This window comes from Sphingomonas sp. NPDC092440, from assembly GCF_044754985.1.
GTDB lineage: Bacteria > Pseudomonadota > Alphaproteobacteria > Sphingomonadales > Sphingomonadaceae > Sphingomonas.
The window spans coordinates 24937-50216 of sequence record NZ_JBIVQA010000006.1 but is presented as its reverse complement, the minus strand read 5'-3'; the positions used below and the strand labels follow the sequence as shown (position 1 = coordinate 50216).

At 68.5% G+C, this 25280-nt stretch carries 24 protein-coding genes; 23 read left to right on the top strand and 1 reads right to left on the bottom strand.

From position 1 onward, the window contains the following. The first annotated feature begins 33 nt into the window (after positions 1-33). From ACIQCS_RS11615 to ACIQCS_RS11505, 23 genes are all read left to right on the top strand, one after another. Positions 34-357, top strand: a complete 324-nt coding sequence (locus ACIQCS_RS11615) for a hypothetical protein (RefSeq protein ID WP_280279689.1) — start codon at positions 34-36, stop codon at positions 355-357. 72 nt (positions 358-429) lie between these two features. Beyond that, positions 430-1101, top strand: a complete 672-nt coding sequence (locus ACIQCS_RS11610; protein ID WP_401530901.1) for a helix-turn-helix domain-containing protein — start codon at positions 430-432, stop codon at positions 1099-1101. Positions 1102-1154: 53 nt separating this feature from the next. Then, a complete protein-coding gene (locus ACIQCS_RS11605; RefSeq protein ID WP_345847488.1) occupies positions 1155-1682 on the top strand; it encodes an N-acetyltransferase family protein in 528 nt (175 codons plus the stop codon). 571 nt (positions 1683-2253) lie between these two features. Beyond that, a complete protein-coding gene (locus ACIQCS_RS11600) occupies positions 2254-2739 on the top strand; it encodes a division/cell wall cluster transcriptional repressor MraZ (RefSeq protein WP_294050633.1) in 486 nt (161 codons plus the stop codon). Beyond that, the gene (rsmH, locus tag ACIQCS_RS11595) at positions 2736-3689 is read left to right on the top strand and encodes a 16S rRNA (cytosine(1402)-N(4))-methyltransferase RsmH (protein WP_345847487.1); all 954 of its coding nucleotides are present in this window, start codon (positions 2736-2738) and stop codon (positions 3687-3689) included. Before ACIQCS_RS11600 ends, rsmH begins: the two co-directional genes overlap by 4 nt. Position 3690: 1 nt before the next feature. After that, a complete protein-coding gene (locus tag ACIQCS_RS11590; RefSeq protein ID WP_345847486.1) occupies positions 3691-4275 on the top strand; it encodes a hypothetical protein in 585 nt (194 codons plus the stop codon). Further along, entirely contained in the window at positions 4272-5987 is a 1716-nt protein-coding gene (locus tag ACIQCS_RS11585; RefSeq protein ID WP_345847485.1) for a penicillin-binding protein 2, read from the top strand. Before ACIQCS_RS11590 ends, ACIQCS_RS11585 begins: the two co-directional genes overlap by 4 nt. After that, entirely contained in the window at positions 5984-7399 is a 1416-nt protein-coding gene (locus ACIQCS_RS11580) for a UDP-N-acetylmuramoyl-L-alanyl-D-glutamate--2,6-diaminopimelate ligase (RefSeq protein WP_345847484.1), read from the top strand. The genes ACIQCS_RS11585 and ACIQCS_RS11580 overlap by 4 nt, the downstream gene beginning before the upstream one ends. Further along, entirely contained in the window at positions 7396-8769 is a 1374-nt protein-coding gene (murF, locus tag ACIQCS_RS11575; RefSeq protein WP_345847483.1) for a UDP-N-acetylmuramoyl-tripeptide--D-alanyl-D-alanine ligase, read from the top strand. Before ACIQCS_RS11580 ends, murF begins: the two co-directional genes overlap by 4 nt. Next, complete coding sequence (gene mraY / locus ACIQCS_RS11570; protein ID WP_345847482.1) at positions 8769-9839, top strand: phospho-N-acetylmuramoyl-pentapeptide-transferase; 1071 nt, start codon at positions 8769-8771, stop codon at positions 9837-9839. The genes murF and mraY overlap by 1 nt, the downstream gene beginning before the upstream one ends. After that, positions 9836-11200 (top strand): UDP-N-acetylmuramoyl-L-alanine--D-glutamate ligase, encoded by a 1365-nt coding sequence (murD, locus tag ACIQCS_RS11565; RefSeq protein ID WP_345847481.1) that lies wholly within the window; start codon positions 9836-9838, stop codon positions 11198-11200. The genes mraY and murD overlap by 4 nt, the downstream gene beginning before the upstream one ends. Further along, positions 11197-12429 (top strand): FtsW/RodA/SpoVE family cell cycle protein, encoded by a 1233-nt coding sequence (locus ACIQCS_RS11560; protein WP_280279680.1) that lies wholly within the window; start codon positions 11197-11199, stop codon positions 12427-12429. Before murD ends, ACIQCS_RS11560 begins: the two co-directional genes overlap by 4 nt. After that, positions 12426-13577: an undecaprenyldiphospho-muramoylpentapeptide beta-N-acetylglucosaminyltransferase gene (gene murG / locus ACIQCS_RS11555; protein WP_345847480.1), complete on the top strand. Its 1152-nt coding sequence runs from the start codon at positions 12426-12428 to the stop codon at positions 13575-13577. The genes ACIQCS_RS11560 and murG overlap by 4 nt, the downstream gene beginning before the upstream one ends. Before the next feature lie 13 nt (positions 13578-13590). Continuing rightward, a complete protein-coding gene (gene murC, locus ACIQCS_RS11550; protein WP_345847478.1) occupies positions 13591-15003 on the top strand; it encodes a UDP-N-acetylmuramate--L-alanine ligase in 1413 nt (470 codons plus the stop codon). Further along, entirely contained in the window at positions 15000-15194 is a 195-nt protein-coding gene (locus tag ACIQCS_RS11545; protein WP_345847476.1) for a hypothetical protein, read from the top strand. The genes murC and ACIQCS_RS11545 overlap by 4 nt, the downstream gene beginning before the upstream one ends. After that, complete coding sequence (gene murB, locus ACIQCS_RS11540) at positions 15167-16108, top strand: UDP-N-acetylmuramate dehydrogenase (protein ID WP_345847474.1); 942 nt, start codon at positions 15167-15169, stop codon at positions 16106-16108. The genes ACIQCS_RS11545 and murB overlap by 28 nt, the downstream gene beginning before the upstream one ends. Beyond that, on the top strand, positions 16105-16614 hold the full coding sequence (locus ACIQCS_RS11535) for a DUF4262 domain-containing protein (protein WP_345847472.1): 510 nt from the start codon (positions 16105-16107) through the stop codon (positions 16612-16614). The genes murB and ACIQCS_RS11535 overlap by 4 nt, the downstream gene beginning before the upstream one ends. Then, on the top strand, positions 16611-17546 hold the full coding sequence (locus ACIQCS_RS11530) for a D-alanine--D-alanine ligase (protein WP_345847471.1): 936 nt from the start codon (positions 16611-16613) through the stop codon (positions 17544-17546). Before ACIQCS_RS11535 ends, ACIQCS_RS11530 begins: the two co-directional genes overlap by 4 nt. Continuing rightward, a complete protein-coding gene (locus ACIQCS_RS11525) occupies positions 17543-18436 on the top strand; it encodes an FtsQ-type POTRA domain-containing protein (protein WP_345847470.1) in 894 nt (297 codons plus the stop codon). Before ACIQCS_RS11530 ends, ACIQCS_RS11525 begins: the two co-directional genes overlap by 4 nt. 81 nt (positions 18437-18517) lie before the next feature. Beyond that, positions 18518-19777 carry a cell division protein FtsA gene (ftsA, locus tag ACIQCS_RS11520; RefSeq protein ID WP_280279672.1) on the top strand — a complete coding sequence of 420 codons (1260 nt, stop codon included), beginning with the start codon at positions 18518-18520 and terminating at the stop codon, positions 19775-19777. Positions 19778-19891: 114 nt separating this feature from the next. Further along, positions 19892-21409: a cell division protein FtsZ gene (gene ftsZ / locus ACIQCS_RS11515; RefSeq protein WP_345847469.1), complete on the top strand. Its 1518-nt coding sequence runs from the start codon at positions 19892-19894 to the stop codon at positions 21407-21409. Positions 21410-21499: 90 nt separating this feature from the next. Beyond that, positions 21500-23416 (top strand): SPOR domain-containing protein, encoded by a 1917-nt coding sequence (locus ACIQCS_RS11510; RefSeq protein ID WP_345847467.1) that lies wholly within the window; start codon positions 21500-21502, stop codon positions 23414-23416. 174 nt (positions 23417-23590) lie between these two features. Continuing rightward, entirely contained in the window at positions 23591-24757 is a 1167-nt protein-coding gene (locus tag ACIQCS_RS11505) for a deoxyguanosinetriphosphate triphosphohydrolase (RefSeq protein ID WP_345847465.1), read from the top strand. A 54-nt stretch (positions 24758-24811) separates the two neighbouring features. Here ACIQCS_RS11505 and ACIQCS_RS11500 read toward each other — a convergent pair whose 3' ends face one another. Next, a complete protein-coding gene (locus ACIQCS_RS11500) occupies positions 24812-25087 on the bottom strand; it encodes a hypothetical protein (RefSeq protein ID WP_345847464.1) in 276 nt (91 codons plus the stop codon). Positions 25088-25280: the final 193 nt, after the last annotated feature.

Genomic DNA, 25280 nt, shown 5'->3' with positions numbered 1-25280 from the left:
GTTCGGCGTTACATTTATGCAACAGATATGAGCGTGGGTTCGCCTGATACCGCCCAGACGATGCAACGTATCTACGTTGGTCTGACCGGGCTCGCCGTGGTTACGGTGCTGATCGTGCTGGCGAGCGCGGTCGTCGCGTGGCGTGCGAACGACATGCCGGTCTCCGCGGTGGGCGCTTCCAACTCGGCCGTCGTCGCCAACATGACTGCCCCGGGCAACTCGCTGGGCGAGAAGACCAAGGAAGAGCCGCTCGCCGAGCTGGGCGCCGCGCCCAGCACCACCTCGACCGAGAAGGTCGACGCCGCCGCGATCGCGCGCCGGCAGCAGGAAGCCCAGCAGAACGGCGAGGCGCGCTGACAAAGCCGCGGCCCGTCGCATCCGTGGGATTCGCGGCCGGCCTCGAACTGCTCCGGCAAGCCAAGGTGCGGGATGGATCGTTCCGGCGGAAATGCCGGTTCCGACATCGGCGTGCAATTGGCTTGCGGGCCAGGCGAAGTCCACTATAGTTGCATCGTGCAGCGCGTGATCGATATCGATGCCCAACTTGGGGCCCGTATCCGCATCGAGCGGAAGAATCGCGGATGGTCGCTCAACGAGTTGGCGGAACGTGCCGCGATCTCCCGGGCGATGGTTGCCAAGGTCGAAGCCGGGCAAAGCAGCCCCACGGCCAACCTGCTCGGAAAGCTGTCCGGCGCGTTCGGCCTCACCATCTCCACCCTGATGTCCCGGGCGGAGTCCGGGCAGGGCCGGCTCGTCAGATGGGCCGATCAGCCCGTGTGGGTCGATCCCGAAAGCGGCTATGTTAGGCGGCAGGTTTCTCCGGCCTCCGACATGCCGTTCGATCTCGTGCATGTGACCCTGCCCGCGGGCGCGCGCGTGGAAATGCCGGCTTCCGCCTATGCTTTTCTCCGCCAGGTCATCTGGGTGCTCGAAGGAGAACTCATTTTCGTCGAAGGGGGAGTGCGGCATGTGCTGCGGGCTGGCGATTGCCTTGAGCTCGGTCCTCCCGCGGAGTGCGGCTTCGGCAACGAGAGCGCGGACCCATGTGTCTATGTCGTCGCGCTTCTCCGCACGCATGAGGGGCGCGGCATATTGAGTTAGTCTATTATAATAGACTATTCCTGCCTCTCTAGCTTCATTCCGGGGAGCGCGTCTTGTTCATTCGCGATGCAGGCGAAGCCGATATCGAGGGCATTGTCGCCATCTACAACGATGCCGTGGTGCGCACGACGGCGATCTGGAACGAAGGGACGATCGATCCCGCCGATCGCCGGGCCTGGCTCGCCGATCGGGAGCGTGCCGGCTACCCCGTGCTCGTGGCGGTCGATGCGGACGGGATGGTGCTCGGCTATGCCTCGTTCGGAGATTGGCGGGCCTGGGATGGCTATCGGCACACTGTCGAGCATTCGGTCTATGTCCGAGCCGACCAGCGCGGGAAGGGCATCGGCAAGGCTTTGATGCTCGGCCTGATCGGCCGGGCCAGGTCGATCGGCAAGCATGTGATGGTTGCGGGCATCGAGGCTCGGAACAAGGGGTCGATCCGCCTTCACGAGAGGCTGGGCTTCCAATCGGTCGGCGTCTTTCGGCAGGTGGGCGCCAAATTCGGCGCGTGGCTCGATCTTGCCTTCCTTCAACTCACGCTGGACCGGCGCGCCGGCCCCGACGTCCCGCTTGGCGATTGAGAGCTGGCTGCCAGCACTCCCGGCCCCTTGCGGCTTTCCTCGATGTGCCGTTCTCCACCAGGCCTGGCAGCTGGCTATCCACAATTTCCTTGCAAGCCCTGCCTGAAACGCCTTGAATCCCGAGGAAACTGATTGACGCACGCCGGTTTTCGCGGCGACTCGCAGGATTTCTGCGATTTCTTGCAGGCGTGGTTCTGGCCGGGCAAACGGGGCCCTGCTAGGTGCGGAACAGGAAAAGCGAGGAAATCGCGTCACTTGGCGATTTCCCGGGATCGGGCGGGATGGCGCCCCACTTTCCGGAATTATCCGTAGCGATTGGGTTCATTTACGGAGGCATCATCGAAACAAATAAAGAACAAAAGCAGATTCTAAGTAAAACATGTCCTGAAATTGGGGCTTGGTGGGGCAAATTCCCGCTCTATCCCCAATTCTCCCGTTGTATCCCCGGGCGCTTGTTGGTAAAACGAGATGCTTAAAGGGGGCACACCCTTTCCACCGTCATTTTAAGCGCCGGGCCCGGCCGTGGGGCTGATTCCGGAGACGGGAAAGCTGTGCCCATTGGGGTATTGGCGTGGCGGACAGGGAGCTCTTCGAGGGATTTGCGCTCCAGGCGGTGGACCAGAAGGGCCGCGTCGCCATCCCCGCCGACCTGCGCAACGCCGCCGAGCGCAATTCCGACATCCGCCAGATCGTCGTGGGCCTGCATCCCTATGACCCGTGCCTGTCGGCGCACGACCTCTCCTGGTCCAAGGAGAAGTACGAGCGGATCGACCGCAAGGAGCAGCAGGCCGCCGATCGCGGCGAGGAAGCCGATTACCGGGCCAAGCGCCGCGCCTTCGGCCAGGTCGAGAAGGCGCCGTACGACGATAGCGGCCGCTTCGTGATCCCGCCCTTCTTCCGCATGAAGGCGGGCATCCAGAAATGGGCGCTGTTCTACGGCAGCGGCGAGACCTTCGACATCTGGGCGCCGGAGCGCCTGATGAACGACGCGCAGGCAGACCCCATGCTGCGCGAGATCTGCGAATATCTGTGCCAGGCCAAGGGAGTGACGCTGTGAGCTCCCCGACCCAGCCGCATATCCCCGTGCTGCTCGACGAAGTGGTCGACGGCCTCGCCCCTGTGCCCGGCGAGCGCCATGTCGACTGCACGTTCGGTGCCGGCGGCTACACCAACGCCATCCTCGAGCGGGGTGCCGAGGTGGCCGCCTTCGATCGCGACCCCCGTGCGATCGAGGGCGGCCAAACTCTCGTCTCCCATGCGGATGGCCGGCTGATCCTGATCGAGGCGCCGTTCAGTCAGCTGGAGAGCGAGCTCGCGCGCCGCGGCCTGGTGCCCGTCGACGGCGTGACGATGGACATCGGCGTCTCGTCGATGCAGCTCGACCAGGCCGAGCGCGGCTTCTCCTTCCAGCAGGAGGGGCCGCTCGACATGCGCATGGCGGGCGAGGGGATGACCGCGGCGGAGTGGCTCAACTCGGCCGACGAGAACGAGATCGCCGACATACTCTACCAATATGGCGAGGAGCCGCGTGCCCGCCGCGTCGCAAGCGCGATCGTGCGCGCCCGGCCGCTCGAGACGACCACCGATCTCGCCAATGTCGTCCGCCGCGCGCTCGGTCACAAGCCGCACGACAAGAAGGACCCCTCGACCCGGACGTTCCAGGCAGTGCGCATCTTCATCAACCGCGAGCTCGACGAGCTGGCGGAAGGGCTGGCCGCGGCCGAGCGGGTGCTCAAGCCCGGCGGCCGCCTAGCGGTGGTGACTTTCCACAGCCTCGAGGATCGCCTGGTGAAGCGCTTCCTGCGCGAGCGCAGCGGCAGCGAGCCCGCCGGCTCGCGCCACCGCCCGGCGATCGGCCCGCGCGCCGAGCCCAGTTTCGAGCCTCCCGCCAAGGCCGTGCGGCCGGGCGATGACGAGGTTGCCCGTAATCCGCGTGCCCGTTCGGCGACGCTGCGCGTGGCGCGGCGGACCGCGGCGGCGCCGTGGCCCAGTGAAGGAGTAGCGTGAGATGGCGGTTCAGAGCTTCAAGGGACTGGGGTGGCTCCTCTGCGCCGTTGTGGTGGCGCCGGCGTGCTACATGGTCAATTCGCACGGCGCGGCCGAACAGGCCAAGCTCAACGCGATGAAGGGCGCGATCCTGCAGGCGCGGAAGGATATTCGCGGGCTGGAGACCGAGTTCCAGACGCGTGCCAACCTGGCCCAGATCGAACGCTGGAACGGCGATGTGCTGGCGCTTGCCGCGCCGGCGCCCGGCCAGTATCTGGCGAGCGAGACGGCACTGGCCAGCCTCGACCAGCCCGCGCAGATCCAGAATGCTTCGCTGATCGTTCCGGCCGGCGCGCCGGCGGCTCACTCCGTCGCAGCAGTGGCGACGGCGGCGGCAGCACCGGTGCAGGCGGCCCCGGCGCTGCGGCCGGGCTCCGCCCCGGCGCCGTCGGGCAAGAGCGTGGCGCAGCAGGACAGGGAACTTCACGACCTCATGAAGAAGGCCGACAGGCGCGCGGTGGCGATGGTGGACAAGGGCGTGCTCAGCACCTCGACCATCGACGACCTGAAGAAGCTGGCGCAGCGCGAGAAGCTGGCGCTCCGTTGATCGTCGTCGTCGCCCCGCCGGCCCGCAAGGGCCGTACGGGCGATGCCCGTCAGGCGCTTGTCGCCACCGCCCAGGTGCGGCTGATGATCCTGTCGATCCTGTTCGGGTTCGGCATGCTGGTGGTGATCGGCAAGCTGGCGCTGCTCGCGCTGTGGGCGGAGCCGGCGACCGCGCGCGACATCGCCACCACCCTGGTGCCGCCGCGCGGCGACATCACCGACCGGCGCGGCGCGCCGCTCGCCCGCTCGATCGATTCCTGGACGATCGCCATCCATCCCAACCAGGTGATCGGCGACAAGGCCGAGCTGGCGCATCGGCTGGCCGAGCTGATCCCCGATCAGAGCGCCGAACGCTATTTCGCGCTGCTCAAGTCGGGGGGCAGCTTTGCCTATCTGAAGCGCCGGGCCATGCCGGAGCTGGTGGGCGCGGTGAATGCGCTGGGTCAGCCGGCGATCGAGTTCCAGCGCGAGAACGACCGGCTCTATCCGCAGTCGACGCTGGCCGCGCACGTGCTCGGCTATATCGATAGCACCGGCCATGGCCGCTACGGCATGGAGCGGGTGCTCGACGCGCAGCTCAGCGATCCCGCGCGCCGCGGCGAGCCGGTGGCGCTGTCGCTCGACCTGCGAGTGCAGGCGGCGCTGGAGAACGAGCTGGGCACGGCGATGACACAGCTCCAGGCGCGCGGTGCCGCCGGCGTGATCCTCGACGTGCAGACCGGCGAAGTGATCGCGATGACTTCGCTGCCCGCCTTCAACCCCAATGCGATCACCGGGCCGCCGCCGCGCAACAATGTGACGCAGAGCGTCTATGAGCTGGGATCGACCTTCAAGCCGATCGCCGTCGCCGCCGCGATCGACACCGGCACGATCACGTCGATGTCGCGCCGCTTCGACGCGACCGTGCCGCTGCAGGTGGGACGCTTCAAGATCCATGACGATCCGGGCGACGAGCAGTTCCGCTGGCTCAACATCCCCGAGACGCTGATCTATTCCTCCAACATCGCCACCGCGCGCATCGCCGACGAACTGGGCGCGGAGAAGATGCAGGAGATCTTCCGGCGCTTCGGCTTCGACCGGAAGCCCGAGATCGAGCTCGATGCCAGCGCCAAGCCGCTCTGGCCATCGAGCTGGGGGCGGATCACGGTGATGACCACGGCCTATGGCCATGGCATCGCGGTGACGCCGCTGCACCTCGCCACTGCTTATGCCGCGATGGTCAATGGCGGAATCCTGCGCCCCGCGACGCTGCGCAGGGTCGATCCCGCGCGCCCGCCCGAGGGCAAGCGCGTGCTCCAGCAGGCGACGAGCGACCGGATGCGCCAGCTGCTCCGCCTGATCGTGCTCAAGGGCACCGGCCGCAAGGGCGAGGCGGCCGGCTTCCGCATCGCCGGCAAGACCGGCACTGCCGAGGCGGCGAGCGAAGGTGGTTACGACAAGCATCGCAACGTTTCGACCTTCGCAGCGGCTTTCCCCATCGACGCACCGCGCTATGTGATGATCGCCATGCTCGATTCGCCCAAAGCCAACCCCTCGATCGGCGTCTATCGCACGACCGCCGCCTGGACGGTGGCGCCGGTGGTCGCGCGGGTGGTGAGCCGCACCGGCTCGCTGCTCGGCGTGGTGCCCGATGCCAATCGCGACATCGACGAGCGCGAGCTGCTGCCGCTGATCTGGGCGGGGCCGAACGCCGACAAGAAGGATCCCGAATGAAACTGGGCGCGCTGACGGAAGGCGGGGGGGACGCCGTCGTCACCGGATTTGCCATCGATCACCGCAAGGTGGCGCCCGGCACCATATTCGGCGCGTTCGAAGGCGCGCGCTTCAATGGCGAGGATTTCATTCCCGACGCCGTGAAGGCCGGCGCCGTCGCCATCGTTGCGCGGCCCGGAGCCAGGGTCGAGGGCGCGGTGCACATCGCCGACGCCAACCCGCGCGAGAAATTCGCCCGGCTGGCGGCACGGTTCTTCGCGCCCTTCCCGGCGACCGCGGTGGCGGTGACGGGCACCAACGGCAAGACATCCACCGTGGAGATGACGCGCCAGCTGTGGCGGATGCGCGGGTTCCATGCCGCCTCGATCGGCACGCTCGGCGTCACTACCGCCGACGATACCGTGAGCACCGGGCTGACCACGCCCGACATCGTCACGTTCCTCTCCAATGTCGCCGGGCTGGCGCGCGAGGGCGTGAGCCATGTCGCGTTCGAGGCGTCGTCGCACGGCCTGTCGCAATATCGCACCGAGGGCCTGCCGGTGCGCGCGGCGGCGTTCACCAATCTCAGCCGCGACCATCTCGACTATCATGGCGACATGGCCACCTATTTCCACGCCAAGCTCCGCCTGTTCGCCGATGTGCTCGATCCGGACGGCGTGGCGGTGGTGTGGGCGGACGATCCGCACAGCCCGCGGGTGGAGGAGCTGGCGCGGATGCGCGGCAACCGGCTCGTCACCGTGGGCGAGCATGGCGAGACGCTCAAGCTGGTCGCGCGCGATCCGACGCTGCTCGGCCAGGGGCTGACGATCGAGGCGGGGGGCGAGACTTATCGGGTGAACCTGCCGCTGATCGGCGCCTATCAGGCCGCCAATGCGCTGGTCGCGGCGGGATTGGTGATCGCGACCGGCGGCGATATCGTCCAGACGCTGGGCGATCTCAGTCGGCTGCAGCCGGTGCGGGGGCGGCTGGAGCGGGCGGTGATCACCAAGCTGGGCGCGCCGGTCTATGTCGACTATGCGCACACGCCGGACGCGCTGGAGGCGGCGATCGCGGCGCTCAAGCCGCATACCGGGGGGCGGCTGATCATCGTGTTCGGCGCGGGCGGCGACCGTGACACCGGCAAGCGCGCGCCGATGGGCCAGGCCGCGGCGGCCGGCGCGGACGTGGTGATCGTGACCGACGACAATCCGCGCTCCGAGGATCCGGCGGCGATCCGCGCCCAGGTGCTGGAGGGGGCGCCCGAGGCGATCGAGATCGGCGGCCGGCGCGAGGCGATCCGCGCGGCGATCGACATGGCCGGGAGCGAGGACATCGTGCTCGTCGCCGGCAAGGGCCATGAGCAGGGCCAGATCGTCGGCGACATGGTGCTGCCTTTCGACGATGTCGCCGTGGCGCGGGAGTGCGCGGCGTGAGGCTGTGGACCGCAGACGAGATCGCCGCGGCGACCGGCGGCACCGCCTCGGCCGCGTTCGAGGTCTCGGGCGTCACCTTCGATTCCCGCGAAGTGGGGCAGGGCGACCTGTTCCTGGCGCTGAGGGGCGAGGCCACCGACGGCCATCGCTATCTCGACCAGGCATTTGCGCAGGGCGCGGCCGGCGCGCTGGTTTCCGAATCCACGCCGCACCCGCACGTGGCGGTGGCGGACACGATTGCGGCGCTCGACGCGCTGGGCGCCGCGGCGCGCGGGCGGATGCGGGGCCAGGTGATCGGAGTCACCGGCTCGGCCGGCAAGACCGGCACCAAGGAAGCGCTGTTCGCGGCGCTCGACCGCAATGCGCCCGGCGAGGCGCACCGCTCGGTCAAGAGCTACAATAACCATACCGGCGTGCCGCTCAGCCTGGCGCGCATGCCGCGCACGGCACGCTATGGCGTGTTCGAGATGGGCATGAACCATGCCGGCGAGTTGGCCGCGCTCACCCGGCTGGTGCGTCCGCATGTCGCGATCGTCACCACCGTCGCTCCGGCGCATCTGGGCTTCTTCGCGAGCGAGGAGGCCATCGCCGATGCCAAGGGCGAGATCTTCCAGGGGCTGGAGCCGGGCGGCACCGCGATCGTCCCGTTCGACAGCCCGCATCGCGACCGGCTGATCGAAGCCGCGAGGCCATATGCCGGGAAGATCGTCACCTTCGGCCTGAAGGGGGGTGCCGACTATCGCGCCGTCGAGACGATGCGCACGCGCACCGGTGCCACCTTCGTCACGGCCCGCTTCGGCCAGCGCGAGCTGAGCTTCACCTTGTCCCAGCCGGGCGCACACTGGGTGTCGAACGCGATGGCGATCCTCGCCGCCGTCGACGCCGTGGGCGGCGACCTCGAGCTGGCCGGCCTCGCGCTCGCCGAGCTGGGCGGGCTGGCGGGGCGGGGCGCGCGTCTCATGGTGCCGGCGGCCGGCGGCGAGGCGCTGGTGATCGACGAGAGCTACAACGCCAACCCCGCATCGATGCGCGCGACGCTGGAAGTGCTGGCGCACGAGAAGGGCCGCAAGCTGGCGGTGCTCGGCGAGATGCGCGAGCTTGGCGTGCATTCGGCGGCCTTCCATGCCGGGCTTTCGGGCCCGATCGAGGCGGCGGGCGTCGATTATGCCATTCTCGTCGGCGAAGCGATGCTTCCGCTCGCAGAGGCGCTTGAGGGGCGCGTCGATTTCGTCCATGTGCCCGACGCGGTGACCGCGCTGGGCAGGCTCGACGACATGCTCCAGGCGGGGGACGCGGTTCTCATAAAAGGGTCGAACGGCGTGCGGCTTGGGTCGGTGGTCGCGGCATTGGCGGAAAGGGCACCTGCCTGATGTTGTACTGGATTGCGGATCTGCTGGGCTTTCCCGGCGTCTTCAACCTCTTCCGCTATCTCTCCTTCCGCACTGGCGGCGCGGTGGCGACGGCGCTGCTGATCGGGCTGGTGATCGGGCCGCGGTTCATCGGCTGGCTGCGCATCCGCCAGGGCAAGGGGCAGCCGATCCGCGACGACGGGCCGCAGAGCCACCTCGCCAAGCGCGGCACGCCGACGATGGGCGGGCTGATGATTCTGACCAGCCTGATGCTCTCGCTGCTGCTGTGGATGGACCTGCGCAACCCCTATGTCTGGGCCTGCATGTTCGTCACCTTCGGCTTCGGGATGATCGGCTTCCTCGACGATTACGACAAGGTGCGGAAGCAGAAGACCGCGGGCGTATCGGGCAAGGTGCGGCTGCTGGGCGAGTTCCTGATCGCGGGCGTCGCCGCCTGGATCATCTGCTCGCAGAACGGCACCCAGCTCTACGTGCCCTTCTTCAGCTGGATCCACCCGGACATCGGCTGGTTCTACATCGCCTTCGCCGCCTTCGTGATCGTGGCGTTCGGCAATGCGGTGAACCTCACCGACGGGCTGGACGGGCTGGCGACCATGCCGGTGGTGATCGCCAGCATGGCGTTCATGCTGATCGCCTATCTGGCCGGCAACAAGATCTATGCGATCTATCTGGGCATCCCGCATGTGCCGGGTGCGGGCGACCTGGCGATCTTCTGCGGCGCGATGGTGGGGGCCGGGCTTGCCTTTCTGTGGTTCAACGCGCCCCCGGCGGCGGTGTTCATGGGCGATACCGGCAGCCTCGCGCTCGGTGGCGCGCTCGGCACCATCGCCGTCACCACGCACCATGAGCTGGTGCTCGGCATCATCGGCGGCCTGTTCGTGATGGAGGCGCTGAGCGTCATCATCCAGGTCTTCTTCTTCAAGCGCACCGGCAAGCGCGTCTTCAAGATGGCGCCGATCCACCACCATTTCGAGCAGCTCGGCTGGTCGGAGCCGACGGTAGTGATCCGCTTCTGGATCATTGCCTTCGTGCTGGCGCTGGCGGGGCTGGCGACGCTCAAGCTGCGGTGATCACGAGCACGGCCTGGCGCGGCAAACGCTATGCGGTGCTCGGGCTGGCGCGCTCGGGCGTGGCGACCGTGCGCGCGCTGATGGCCGCGGGTGCCGAAGCCGTGGCGTGGGATGCCAACGAGAAAGCGCGTGACGCTCTTTCTCCCTCTCTCCGTTTGCGGGGAGAGGGGGGCGTCGATGGTGCATCGCATGCGCCCCTCTCCCTTGAAGGGGCGAGGGAGTTGACTCTCGCCGATCCCGTCGAGATCGACTTGGCCGGCTTCGCGGCCGTGGTCGTATCCCCCGGCGTACCGCTCAATACCCATCCGATCGCAACCCATGCCGCCGCTGCCGGCGTGCCCATCATCGGCGATATCGAGCTGTTCGCGGAGGCGCGCGCCGAGATGCCCGCGCACCGCGTGATCGGCATTACCGGCACCAACGGCAAGTCGACCACCACGGCGCTGATCCACCACATCGTCGAGACCGCCGGCATCCCCGCGCGGCTCGGCGGCAATATCGGGCTGCCGATCCTGGGGCAGGACCCGCTGCCCGAGGGCGGCGTCTATGTGCTGGAGCTCTCCAGCTACCAGATCGACCTGACCCAAAGCCTCGACTGCGACGTCGCGGTGCTGCTCAACCTCACGCCCGATCATCTCGACCGCTATGCCGGGTTCGAGGCCTATGCCGCGTCAAAGGCCCGGCTGTTCGCGATGCAGGCGCCAGGACAGGCCGCGGTGATCGGCATCGGCGATGCGCCTTCGGCGGAGATCGCGCGCCAGGTCGCCGCATCGGGCCGGAGCGAGGATCTCACCCGGATCGCCCCGGGCGCCTGCCTCGACCAGTCGCGCTGGCCCGCGCTGCAGGGTCTGCACAATGCCCAGAACGCGCTCGCCGCGATTGCCGCGTGCAAGGCGCTCGGCATCGCGCAGGATGCGATCGACAAGGGGTTGGAGACTTTCCCCGGCCTGCCGCACCGGATGGAGCGGGTCGCCACGCGCCGGGGCGTGCTGTTCGTCAACGACAGCAAGGCGACCAACGCGGACTCCGCCGCCCCGGCGCTCTCCGCGTATCCGAAGATCCACTGGATCCTGGGCGGCAAGGCCAAGGCGAAGGATCTCGATGCCTGCCGCCCGGGCTTTCCCCATGTGGTGTGGGCCTACACGATCGGCGAGGCCGGCGAGATGTTCGCCCGGCTGCTCGAAGGCGAGATGCCGGTCGAGCGATCGGGCACGCTCGAAGCCGCGGTGCAGAGCGCGGCGGCGCGGGCGAAGGAAGGGGAGACGGTGCTGCTGTCCCCCGCCTGTGCCTCGTTCGACCAGTTCACGGATTACGAAGCCCGGGGCCAGGCCTTCCGCGACGCGGTGGAGGCGCTGGGATGAACGAAACCGTCGAGGTGCCGGAAGCTGGAAGCGAGGTTCGCCGCCGCGTCCAGCAACAGCTCGGCCGTGCGAGCAAGACGCGTGCCGGCATGTGGTTCTGGGAAGTCGATCGGGTGCTGCTCACGCTGGCGCTGCTGCTGATCGCGATCGGGCTGGTCGCGGTGGCCGCCGCCTCGCCCGCTACCGCGCGCCGCTATTCCGACGCCACCCATATCATGGCGCCGATGTATTATTTCTGGCGCCAGCTGATCTGGGTGTGCATCAGCGTGCCCGTGCTGATCGCGGTCTCGATGCTGCCGGTCACGGTGGCACGCCGGCTGGCGCTGATCGGAGCAGGGATATTCCTGATCTGCCTCGCGCTGGTGCCGGTGATCGGGCACGAAGTGAACGGCGCCAAGCGCTGGATCGGAGTCGGGCTCGCGGAATTCCAGCCGTCCGAGTTCCTCAAGCCGCTGTTCATCGTCTCCACCGCGTGGATGCTCAGCTTCCGCGCCAAGGATCCGCAGCTGCCGGTGCTGTTCGTCACGGGCGCGCTCACCGCGCTGATCGGCGTGCTGCTGATGCTCCAGCCCGATTTCGGCCAGACGATCGTGTTCGGCAGCGTGTGGATCATCCTGCTGATGATCTCGGGCATCTCGCCCGCGGCGATCGCCGGCCTGTTCGGCACGGCGGTGGCGGGCGTGATCGCGGCCTATCTGTTCTACGGCACCGCCCGCACCCGCATCGACAATTTCCTGTTCCCCACCAAGGATGCCGCGCTTGCCGAACGCTATCAGGTGGAGATGGCGCACGAGACGCTTACCGCCGGCGGCCTGCTCGGGCGGGGGCCGGGCAACGGCATGATGAAGTTCAAGCTGCCCGAGGGGCATACCGACTATATCTTCTCGGTGATCGGCGAGGAGTTCGGGCTGATCGCCTGTGCGGTGATCGTCACGCTCTATCTCGCCATCGTGATCCGCGTGCTGATGAAGCTGCTGGACGAGGAGGACGCCTTCCGCCTGCTCGCCGCAGCCGGCCTCGCCGCGCAGTTCGGTGTCCAGTCGCTGATCAACATGGCGGTGAACACCGGCATCGCCCCGTCCAAGGGCATGACGCTGCCCTTCATTTCCTATGGCGGATCGTCGATGATCGCGCTGGCGATCGGCTATGGGTTGCTGCTCGCCTTCACGCGGCGAAACCCGTATTTGAAGCGCTCGCCCTATACCGGCCGCTGGAGCACCAACGCATGACTCAGTCCCGAAGCTATGTTCTCGCCGCCGGCGGCACCGGCGGGCACATGGTGCCCGCGGCCGCGCTGGCGGCGGAGCTGACCGAGCGGGGTCATCATGTCGCGCTGGTGAGCGACGATCGGGGCGTTCGCTTCCCGGGCCTGTTCGAAGGGGTGGAGACGCACGTCCTCCCCGCGGGGCGGCTGGGCGGCGGCCCGCTCGGCTATGTCCGTGCGGCCGGCAGGATCATGGCGGGCCGCTCGATGGCGCTGCGGCTCTACAAGGAAATCCAGCCCGCCGCGGTGATCGGGTTCGGCGGCTATCCGGCGCTGCCGGCGCTGCTCGCGGCCTTCCGCGCCGGCGTGCCCACGGTGATCCACGAGCAGAATGCCGTGCTGGGCCGGGTCAACCGCTTCGTCGCGGGCCGGGTCGACGCCATCGCCACTTCCTATGACCAGGTCGACCGGCTGAAGCCCGGCTGGCAGGCCAAGGCCCATCTCGTCGGCAACCCGGTGCGCGAGGCGGTGCTGAACCTGCGCAATCGCCCCTATCCGCTGCTGGAGGAGGACGGCATCTTCCGCGTGCTCGTCACCGGCGGCAGCCAGGGCGCGACCGTGCTGAGCCAGGTGGTGCCGGACGGGCTGGCGCTGCTCCCGGTGCATTTCCGCCGCCGCCTGCAGGTGACGCACCAGGCACGCGTCGAGGATATCGAGACGGTGCGGGCGAAGTACCAGAACCATGGCATTCCGGCCGATGTCTCCACCTATATCACCGACATGGCCGATGTGCTGGCCTGGTCGCACATCGTGATCGCGCGCGCGGGCGCTTCGACCATCGCCGAGCTGACCGCGGCCGGCCGGCCGGCGATCCTCGTGCCGCTGCCCAGCGCCACCGACGATCACCAGACCGCCAATGCGCGCGAGATCACTGCGGCCGGCGGCGCGCGGACGATCCAGCAGCGCGCCTTCACCGCGGCGGAACTGGCCAAGCAGATCCAGAAGCTCGGGCTCGACACGGTGGGGCTCGAGAACGCCGCGGCGCGGGCGCGCAGCGTGGGCCGTCCGGGCGCCACGCGCGATCTCGCCGATCTCGTCGAATCCATCCATGCGCCGGAGGCCCCGATCGGCATCCGCCGCGCCGCAATGCAGGGAAGGCCAGCGTTCGCATGAGTGAGTTTGGCGCATGAAGGGCGTCGCAACCGACATCGGCATCATCCATTTCGTCGGCATCGGCGGCATCGGCATGTCCGGCATCGCCGAGGTGATGCACAATCTCGGCTACAAGGTGCAGGGTTCGGACGTGGCCGAAGGCTATGTCGTGCAGGGCCTGCGCAGCCGCGGCATTCCCGTCACCATCGGCCATGATGCCGAGAATCTGGGCGATGCGGCGGTGGTGGTGGTCTCCACCGCGATCGTGCGCACCAATCCCGAGGTCGAGGCGGCCTATCAGCGCCGCATCCCCGTGGTGCGGCGTGCCGAGATGCTTGCCGAGCTGATGCGGCTGAAGTCGACCGTCGCGGTGGCCGGCACGCACGGCAAGACCACGACCACGTCCATGGTCGCCGCCCTGCTCGATGCGGGCGGGGTGGATCCGACCGTGATCAACGGCGGCATCATCAACCAGTACGGCTCGAACGCGCGCCTCGGCGACAGCGAGTGGATGGTGGTCGAGGCCGATGAGAGCGATGGCAGCTTCCTGCGGCTCGACGGCACCTATGCCATCGTCACCAATATCGATCCCGAGCATCTCGACCATTATGGCTCGTTCGATGCGGTGAAGGACGCGTTCGTCGAGTTCGTCGAGAATGTGCCCTTCTATGGCGCGGCGCTGCTGTGCCTCGATCATCCCGAGGTGCAGGCGATCATCCCGCGCGTGCGCGATCGCCGGATCGTGACCTATGGCTTCGCTGCCAGCGCGGACGTGCGCGGCGTGAATGTGGTGCCGCATCATGGCGGCAACCGCTTCGAGGCGATCATCCGCCACCGCGACGGCACCACCCGCTCGATCGAGGGCATCGAGCTGCCGATGCCGGGCCGCCACAATGTCCAGAACGCGCTCGCCGCGATCGGCGTGGCGCTCGAGCTGGGCATTCCGGATGCGACGATCCAGCAGGGCTTCGCCAAGTTCGGGGGGGTCAAGCGGCGCTTCACCAAGGTCGGCGAGACCGGCGGCGTGACGATCATCGACGATTACGGCCATCACCCGGTCGAGATCCGCGCGGTGCTGGCGGCGGCGCGGGAGAGCGCCGAGGGCAGGGTGATCGCGGTCGTCCAGCCGCACCGCTTCACGCGCCTGAAGAACCTGATGGACGAGTTCGCCCAGGCCTTCAACGATGCCGACATGGTCTATGTCACGCCGGTCTATGCGGCGGGCGAGCTGCCGCTCGAGGGCGTGAGCGCGGAGGCGCTGGTCGAGAACATCCAGCGGCGCGGCCATCGCGCGGTGGCGTCGATCGAAGGCGAGGACGCGCTGGCGCGCGCGCTCGCCGGGGTGGTCCAGCCGAAGGACATGGTCATCTGCCTCGGCGCGGGCGACATCACCAAATGGGCCGCGAACCTGGCGGGAGCGATCGAGGAAGCGAAGGCAGTCGCATGAAGGACTGGCTGACCCTGGGCATCGAGATGCAGCGCGACCTGATCAAGGCGCAGCAGGCACAGATGGATGCCGCGCGGAAGATGCTCGATGCCGGGCGCGACGTGATGAAGCTGCAGCAGGCGGGGCAGAGGGCGGCCGAGGCCAATCTCGCGGCCTGGAAGCAATGGTCGAGCATGTGGGGATGGAAGTGAGCCCGGTCTGCACCGCGCTGCCACCGCTGCGCGGGACGGTCGAGCATCGGGGTAGCCTCGCCGACTTCATCTGGTTCCGCACCGGCGGGCCGGCCGAGTGGCTGGTGCGCCCCGATGACGTGGAGAGCCTGGCGGCGTTCCTGGCGGCGCTGGATCCGGAGGTGCCGGTGTTGCCGGTGGGCGTCGGCTCGAACCTGATCGTTCGGGACGGCGGCGTGCCGGGCGTGGTGGTGCGGCTGCCCAAGGCGATGGCCAGGGTGTCGATCGAGCCGGGCGCCGAGGAAGGTTCTTGGCGCGTGCGCGCCGGCGGAGCGGCGATGGGGATCACGGTGGCGAGTGCCGCGCGCGATGCCGGCATTGCCGGGCTGGAGTTCCTGCGGGGCATCCCGGGCACGGTCGGCGGCGCGGTGCGGATGAATGCGGGCGCCTATGGCCGCGATGCCAGCGATATCCTGGTCGAGCTGACTCTCGTGACTCGAAACGGGACGGTCGAGACCTGGCCGGCGGCGAAACTGGGCTATACTTATCGCCATTCGGAGCTGCCCGCAGGAGCCGTGGTGGTCGAGGCGCTGTTCGAGGGCACGCCCGGCGACAAGGCCGAGATCGGCGCCGAGATGGACAGGATCGCGGCCGAACGCGAGGCTTCGCAGCCACTTAGATCGCGGACCGGCGGCTCGACCTTCAAGAATCCGGACGGCGGCAAGGCCTGGGCGCTGATCGATGCGGCCGGCTGCCGTGGCCTTGTGCGCGGCGATGCGCAGGTCAGCGAAAAACACTGCAATTTCCTGCTCAATCTGGGCAATGCTTCCTCGGCCGACATCGAAGCGCTGGGCGAGGAAGTCCGCGCCAGGGTGAAGGCGCAGTCGGGCATCGAGCTGGAATGGGAAATTCAGCGGGTAGGGGTGGCGGAATGATCTTCGACAAGCTGCGCCGCCTCACCGACTATGAGCGCAAGATCATCGCGAACGTGCGCGGCCATGGCTGCCACATCACCTCCGTCGCCTCTGCGGATGATGAGGAATGGGAGCCGCCCTTCAGCTATTCGACCGGCTTCCTGGAGACGGTGAACCAGCCCGAGGTGATCGTGCTGGGCCTGCCGGGCACGCTTTGCGGGGCGATGGTGAACGATCTGCTCCGCATGTGCCGCGAGGGTCTGGCGCTTGCTGACGGAGCGGAAATCGAAGGGTTGTTGCAAGGGCATCGAGTGATCGCCAGGGCGATCGATCCGAGCCGCATCGTCCACGAATATTTCAACTCGGCGATCTGGTACGAGGAACGTCGCACTGGCCGCGCGCTGGATCGCGCCGTGCAGCTTGTCTGGCCGGGCGCGGTGGACGGACTCTTTCCCTGGGATGAAGATTGCAGCCAGGATGTGCGCGATCTTCAGCCGGCACTTTACGAACGGAGCATGAATTCGTGACGCCCCTCCACATCGCCGTTCTGATGGGTGGCTGGTCGGCCGAGCGTGAGGTCTCGCTGATGTCCGGCGCGGGCATCGCGGAGGCGCTGGAGAGCCTGGGCCACCGCGTGACGCGCATCGACATGGACCGCGACGTCGCGCTGAGGATCGCCGAGGCGCGGCCGGACGTGGTGTTCAATGCGCTGCATGGCACGCCGGGGGAGGACGGCACGGTGCAGGGCATGCTCGACCTGATGGGCGTGAAATACACTCATTCCGGCCTGGTCACCTCGGTGATCGCGATCGACAAGCAGCTGACCAAGCAGGCGCTGGTGCCGCACGGCATCCCGATGCCCGGCGGGCGGATGGTGAAGACCGAGGAGCTGCATCAGGCCGATCCGCTGCCGCGCCCCTATGTGCTCAAGCCGGTCAACGAAGGCTCGTCGGTGGGCGTCGCCATCGTCACCAAGGAAGGCAATTACGGCAACCCGATCTCGGCCGACGCGATCGGCCCGTGGCAGGAGTTCGACGAACTGCTCGCCGAGCCCTTCATCCGCGGCCGCGAGCTGACCACCGCGGTGCTGGCGGGCGAGGCGCTGGGCGTGACCGAATTGAAGCCCAAGAGCGGCTTCTACGATTACGACGCCAAATATACTGACGGGCTCACCGAGCATGTCTATCCGGCGCAGATCCCGGACGAGATCACCGAGGCGTGCCGGCGCATCGCGCTCGAGGCGCACAAGCTGCTGGGCTGCAGGGGCACGTCGCGCTCCGATTTCCGCTGGGACGACAGCCAGGGCGTCGGGGGCTTGTTCCTGCTCGAAGTGAACACCCAGCCCGGCATGACGCCGCTCAGCCTGGTGCCCGAGCAGGCGCGGCACCTCGGCATCTCCTATCCGCAGCTGTGCCAGCGCATCGTCGACGAGGCGATGGGCGGGGGCTGCGCGGGATGAGTCGCTCTCCTGCCAGGCGAGCGGCCACCCGGCGCGGCGGGAAGCCGGCGCAGAAGCGCAAGCAGGTCGCGCGCAAGAAGCAGCCGGGGCTGATGGACCAGGCGCTGGCCGCGCTGCCGTTCAGCCAGGCGACGCTCACGCGCATCGCCACCTGGGGCATCGTCGCCTTGTTCTCGGTCGGGCTGATCACGGTCGCGACCTGGTTCGGGGTGCCGCAGGTGATCGGCGTGGGCGCGGCCCAGGCGGTGGGCGAGGCGGGGCTGCGCGTCGACACGATCCAGATTAACGGGCTCAAGCGGATGAACCGCATGACCGTGTACCAGCAGGTGCTCGACCAGAATGCGCGCGCCATGCCGCTGGTCGACCTGGCCGATGTGCGCACCCGGTTGCTCGCCTATCCCTGGATCAAGGACGCACGCGTCTCCCGCCGCCTGCCCGACAAGCTGCTGATCGACATCGTCGAGCGCGAGCCCGCGGCAATCTGGCAGAATCACGGCCAGCTGATGCTGATCGACCCCACGGGCGTGCCGTTGGAGCCGGTCTCGCGTGAGGCGATGCCCGATCTGCCGCTGCTGATCGGGGACGGAGCCAATGCCCAGGAACCGGCGCGCCGCGACCTGATGGACAGCGCACCCGCGCTGAAGCCGCTCGTCCGCGCGGCGACCTGGGTGGGCAACCGGCGCTGGGACATCATCTTCGACACCGGCGAGAAGCTGCAGCTGCCCGAGGGCGAGAAGGAAGCCAGGGACGCGCTCAAGACCTTCGCCGAGAAGGACGGCGCCTATCGCCTGCTCGGCCGCGGCAATCTGGGGTTCGACATGCGCGATCCCGATAATCTCGTGATCCGGCGTCCGGCGGCGATCGGCGCGCCGGCAGCGACGGGGCTATGATGAACACCGGAGTTGCCATCCGGGGAAAATACTGATTCATAAGCTGAATCGGGAGTTGAGCGTTTTTGGAATGAGGGGCAAATGGCGAAGGCTGCACCGGAAGGACTGATCACGGCGCTGGACGTGGGTTCGTCCAAGGTCTCGGCGCTGATCGCGCAAAAGGCGGATGACGGCTCGCTGGTGGTGCTCGGCACCGGCCAGCGCGAGAGCCGCGGCGTCAAGCGCGGCTATGTCGCCGACATGCACGCGACCGAACTGGCGATCCGCGAGGCGGTGGAGCAGGCCGAGCGCATCGCCGGACAGAATATCGAGGACGTCTGGGTGAGCTTCTCCGCCGGCGGGCTGATCTCCGACATCGTCCGGCTGGAGTCCGACCTGGGCGGCCACCGCATCGAGCAGAACGACGTGGACGAGCTGCTCCGCGCCGGCCGCGATGCGATCGATCCGCAGGGCAAGATGGTGCTCCATGCCCAGCCGACCCGCTACACCGTCGATGGGCTGGCCGGCGTGCGGCGCCCGCTCGGGCTCCATGCGGAGCGCCTGGGCGTCGACATCCATGTCGTCGCCACCGACGGCGCGCCGGTGCGCAACCTGGATCACTGCGTCCGCTCGGCGCATCTGGAGGTGCGCTCGATCATCGCCGCGCCGGTCGCCACCGGGCTGGCCTGCCTGACCGACGAGGAGCGCGAGCTGGGCGTCGCGCTGGTCGAGATCGGCGCGGGCGTGACCAATGTCAGCGTCTTCTCGCAGGGCGTGCTGTCGGGCCTGGCCTCGATCCCGATGGGCTCGGCCGACATCACCGACGACATCGCCTCCTCCTTCGGCACCGCCCGCGCCTGGGCGGAGCGGACCAAGTGCTTCCACGGCTCGGCGAACCTGTCTCCGCGCGACAATCACGAGATGATCGACGTGGTGCCGGCGATCCCGGATGACGGCACCGAGGGGCCGCGCATCACCAAGGCGCAGCTCAACGCGATCATCCGCAAGCGGCTGGAGCGGCTGATGGGCGAGATCCAGAAGGAGCTGAAGAAGCTCTCGTTCGAGGATCCCGCGGGCCGCCAGATCGTCCTCACCGGCGGCGGCGCCGAGCTGAAGGGCGTGGCGGACTATGCCCAGCAGTTCCTCGGCAGCGCGGTGCGCGTCGGCCGGCCCAAGGGGCTGGTGGCGCTGCCCGAGGCGCATGCGGGCCCGGCATTCGCCACTTTGGCGGGCCTGGCGCGCTTCGCCGCGGCCAATCCGATCGACCTGCGCGCGCTCGAGCCGAACCACCAGATGGTGACCAGGACGAACCCCGGAGCCCTGATCCAGCGGCTGATCGCGGCATTCCGGGCAAATTATTAGAAGAAATGCGTTGGTAACTTCGCGTTCCCTCTAGAGTCGCCCTCTGCGTTCGTGCAGAACGGGGGCCAGATTACGCGCCTGTGACAGCCACCCGGGCGCAGGGAGACCAAGGCGATGAGTATCGATTTCCTTCCGCCCGATGTGGACGAGCTGACCCCGAAGATCACCGTAGTCGGTGTGGGCGGCGCGGGCGGCAACGCGATCGCGAACATGATCCGCGCGGATGTGCAGGGCGTCGACTTCATCGTCGCCAACACCGATGCGCAGGCGCTCAAGCAGTCGAGCGCCGGCCATCGCATCCAGCTCGGCGCCAAGATCACCCAGGGCCTGGGCGCGGGCTCGCGGCCCGAGATCGGCCGCGCCGCCGCCGAGGAGACGATCGACAACGTCCAGAAGGCGCTCGAGGGCGCGCACATGGTGTTCATCGCCGCCGGCATGGGTGGCGGCACCGGCACCGGCGCGGCGCCCGTCATCGCCAAGGCCGCGCGCGACATGGGCATCCTGACGGTGGGCGTGGTCACCCGGCCGTTCGCCTTCGAGGGCAAGCGCCGTGCGGCTTCGGCCGAGGCGGGCATCAACGAACTGCAGAAGTACGTCGATACCCTCATCGTCATTCCGAACCAGAACCTGTTCCTGATCGCCAATGCGAACACGACCTTCAAGGAAGCGTTCGAGATGGCCGACGAAGTGCTGCAGCAGGGCGTGCGCGGCATCACCGACCTGATGGTCATGCCCGGCCTCATCAACCTCGACTTCGCCGACGTCCGCTCGGTGATGCAGGAGATGGGCAAGGCGATGATGGGCACCGGCGAGGCCGAGGGCGACGACCGCGCGCTCATCGCCGCGCAGAAGGCGATCGCCAACCCGCTGCTCGACGGCGTGAGCATGAACGGCGCCAAGGGCGTGATCGTCTCGATCACCGGCGGCGAGGACATGCGCCTGCTCGAAGTCGACGAGGCGGCGAACCATATCCGCGAGCTGGTCGATCCGGACGCGAACATCATCTGGGGCTCGGCCTTCAATCCGGAGCTCGAGGGCAAGATCCGCGTCTCGGTCGTGGCGACCGGGATCGACGCCGATGCGCAGCCGATGGCCGCGCCGCGTGCCGCCGAGCAGCCGCGCGTCTTCTCCTTCTCCACGCCGCGGCGCACCGCGGCCGCCGAGCCGGCTCCGATCGAGCCGGTGGCGGAGGAAGCGCCGCTCGAACCGCCGGTGCCCGAGGCCTATACGCCGGAAGTGGCCGCCGAGCCGGTGCCGCTCTCGCCGCCGATTTCCCAGGCCTATGAACCCGAGCCGCAGCCGGCCGCGCCGGTGCAGTCGAGCTGGGTCGACGACGGCAAGGACAGCGACGAGGACGAGCTGGTGCTCGGCGCCGAGAGCCTGGTGCCCGAAGCGCCGCGCGCACCCGTCGACGAGCCGGCGCCCGCGCCGGCCACGCGCCGCCGCTGGCTGACCGGCGGCGACGAGGAAGAGGCCGCGCCCTCGATCCCGGCCGAGAAGCCGAAGAAGAGCGGCGGCACCCTGTTCGAGCGCATGGCGATGGCGTCGCGCGGCGCCTCCAAGTCGGACGATGACGACGACAAGGATCCGCTCGACATTCCGCGCTTCCTGCGCAGCCAGAACAACCAATAGGCCATTCGTCGCCGGCCGGCCTCGCTTTGGCGAGCCGCGCCGGCGCCGTAATCGGCGGTTCAGCGCGATACAGCGCAGGCTGGCGGGGACATGGACCGGATTCGCTTCATCGGTGCTGCGGCACTCGCGCTGGTCGCGGCCCAGGCCGTGCCCGCCCTTGCCCAGACCGAAGTCGTCGCCCAGCCCAATCCCGATGCGGACCGGCTGGCCAATGATATTCGCATGCTCGCCAGCGATCCGCGCGACCTGCGCACGCTGCTTGATGCGGGGATGACCAGCGCACGGCTGGGAGATACGTCGGCGGCGCTTGCCTTCTTCCAGCGCGCGGAAACGCTCAGCCCTGGCGATCCGCGCATTTCGGCGGGTCGGGCGATGGTGCTGGTGCGCCTGGAACGTCCCGGCGAGGCGCTCCGGCTCTTCCAGGCGGCCGAGGCGCGCGGGCTCGACCCGCGCGAATATGCCGGCGATCGCGCCTTCGCCTATGACCTGCTCGGCCAGCCGAGCCTTGCCCAGCGTGACTATAAGCTCGCCCTGTCGAGCAATCGCGACGATGCCGAGACGCTCCGCCGCTATGCTCTTTCGCTCGGCATCACCGGCGACAAGGACGAGGCGATGCGCACGCTCGACCCGTTGCTCCGTCGCAGCGATCGCGCTGCCTGGCGCGCGCGCGCCTTCATCCTGGCGATGAACGGCGACACGGCGGGGGCCGAGAAGATCGCCTCCAGCATGATGCCGGGCACGATGGGTCAGGCGCTGTCGCCCTTCTTCCGCCGTCTTGCCGATCTGGGCCCCGCCGACCGCGCCTTCGCGGTGCATTTCGGCGAGCTCTCGCCCAGCCAGGCGCGGCTCGCCGATGCGCGACTGGCGCCGGAGCTGCCGCGCTACGTGCCGGCGGTGCGGCCGGTGCAGCTGGCGGCGGCCCCGCCGGTGACGGCACCTGCGCCGGCACCGAAGGGAAGCGATCGCCGCTCGCGCCGGGATCGTGAGCGTGACGAGAAGCTTGCGGCCGTCGCCGCGGTGCGGCCGGCCGCGGCGCCAGTGCCGCAGCCTGCGGCCGACGACAGCCTCCCGCCACCGCCGCGCTTCGTGCCGCCGCCCACGCCGATCGTGCAGCCCATCCCGGCGCCGAAGCGTGAGGAGGAACCGGCGGAAGCGGCCGAGCGCCCGGCGCCGGTCCCCGTGCGCCCGGCACCCGCGCCTGTGCGCCCGGCGCCGACGCCTGCGCCGGCGCCCGTGCGTCTGGCCTCGGTCGCCGCACCCATTTCCATGCGCGCGGAGCCGGCCCCGGCGTCCGTCACGCCGGCCCGCGCCGAGCCGGTGGTGCAGCCCGTGCGCCCCGCGCCGAAACCCGAGCCGACGCCCCCGGGCCCGGCCAGGGTAGGCCAGGAGGATTCGGTGCTCGCCGCGATCGTCGGCGGTATCACGATCCCCGCCGACGAGCTCGCCGCCGTCACCGCGACGCCGACCGAGCCGGTGGAGGTGCCGGCTCCGGTGCCGATGCATGTCCCGGAGGCCAGGCCTGCCGCGCCGTCCAAGCCGAAACCGGAACCGGTCGCGGCCAAGCCGAAGCCCGAACCGGCGGAGGCAAAGCCCGATCCAAAGGCCAAGCCCGATCCAAAGGCCAAGCCGGATCCAAAGGCCAAGCCGGCGCCCGAGGAAGCGAAGAAAGGCAAGCCCGATCCCAAGGCGACGGCGAAGAAGCCGGAGCCCAAGAAGCCCGATCCGGCCAAGACCGATCCCAGCCGCATCTGGGTGCAGGTGGCGGGCGGCGCCAATGAGGATTCGCTTGCCAAGGCCTGGAAGGGCGTGGTCGCGAAGGCGCCGGCGGCGATGAAGGGCAGGAGCGCCTGGACGACGCCGCTGCGCGCAACCAACCGCGTGCTCGCCGGCCCGTTCAAGACCAGCGCGGAGGCACAGGCGTTCGTCAATACGCTGGGCAAGGCGGGCGTCTCCGGCTTCGTCTTCACCAGCGAGGCCGGGCAGAAGGTGACCAAGCTGGCGCCGTAGCGCTTCGCCAAAGATCCAAGCCGTCATTCCCGCGAAAGCGGGGACCCATCTCCCGGACTAGCCCAATCCGCACCGGCGGTTTGTGCTGCCAGCGCCGGAGATGGCCCCGCTTTCGCGAGGGTGTCGCAAGAGGGTGGGATGACGGGTCGGGATTGGGCTGATAGGAGCCGCCCAGTGAAAGCGATCTCTCCCTGGGCCTCCACGCCCGAAGCCAGCCGTGGCCGCCTCCATCCGGAGCCCGGCGGTACCGCGCGGGGGCCGCGCGATGCCTTTCAGCGCGATCGCGACCGGATCATCCACTCGATCAGCTTCCGGCGCCTGCGTCACAAGACCCAGGTATTCATGGCGCCCGATGGCGATCATTTCCGGGTGCGGCTCACCCATAGCCTGGAAGTCGCGCAGATCGGCCGGGCGATCGCGCGCACGCTGGGGCTCAACGAGGACCTGACCGAGGCGCTCTGCCTGGCGCATGACATCGGCCATCCGCCCTTCGGCCATGCCGGGGAAAAGGCGCTGAGCGCGGCGCTGGCCGGGCAGGGCGGGTTCGACCACAACGGCAACACGCTCCGCACGCTGACCGTGATCGAGCGCCCCTATCCGGCCTGGGATGGGCTGAATCTCACCTGGGACACGCTGGAGGGCCTCGCCAAGCACAATGGCCCGATCGACCATCCCGAATGGGCGCTGGCCGAGGCGGATGCCGCGTTCCCGCTGGAGCTTGGGAGCTGGCCCTCGCTCGAGGCCCAGGTCGCGGCGATCGCGGACGACATCGCTTATGACAATCACGACATCGATGACGGGCTCCGGGCGGGGCTGCTCCAGCTCGACCAGCTGTTCGAAGTGCCGATGATCGCCCAGGGCTGGCGCGAGGTGGAGGCGAAATTTCCCGGTTGCGAGCGTCGCCGCCTGCTCAGCGAGCTGATCCGCGCCCAGATCGGCGCGATGGTCAACGACCTTATCGGTGCCACGCGCCGTCGCATTGCGGAGAGCGGCGTGGAAACGGTGGCGGATGTCCGCGCCGCGGGCCAGGTGCTCGCGCACTTCTCGGACGGAATGCGCGAAGCCGAACGCGGCCTCAAGCGCTTCATGTATGCCAATCTCTATCACCATCCGAGCCAGCTTGCCGCGGCGGAGGCGGCGGGCACGGTGGTGGCGGGCCTGTTCGACGTATATCGCGCCGATCCGTCGCTGATGCCGGCGCAATGGACCGAGTCGCTGCCCGTCGGCGAACCCGCCCGCAGCCGGCATATCGCCGACTTCATCGCCGGCATGACCGATCGCTATGCCGTCGCGCGCTACAAGGAACTGGTCGGCACGATCGACTTGCCCGAGGGGTTCTGACGCGGCGTGGAGCCGGAGCGTCGCCGCCCCGGCCCCACGCTGCTCCGGACCGGTTCAGCGCGCGGCGATCTGCGCTGGCGCCTTCTCCCTGGGCGCGCGGAACGAGACGCGGGTATCGTTCACATAGCCCTCGACCCAGCCATTCTTCACGTTCAGGCGGAATTCGCCGCCCTTGCTCGTGCGGCCCTCGAGGATCTGGGCCTTGTCCCTGGTGGTGATCGAATAGGTATAGGTCACGCCCTCATGGGTGAAGCTACGCTCGCTCGCGATCGCCGTCGGGGCGGCAAAGGTCAGGGCAGCGGCCGCGGCCGCGAAAAGAAACTTCGACACGATCTTTCTCCTTGATGGATCAGGAGCCAGACCGGCATCCGGTTTGTTCTGTTATTGCGTCGATCTATGTTGCGGTGCAGCAAGGTCGACAATCGCAAAGGTGGCCGGCGCCGGTTGCAGGAAATGCATGCGAGGAAAATGACGAAGCGCGGCGTCGAACCGAAGTGTGGCAAACTTCTGCGACATTTGGCGC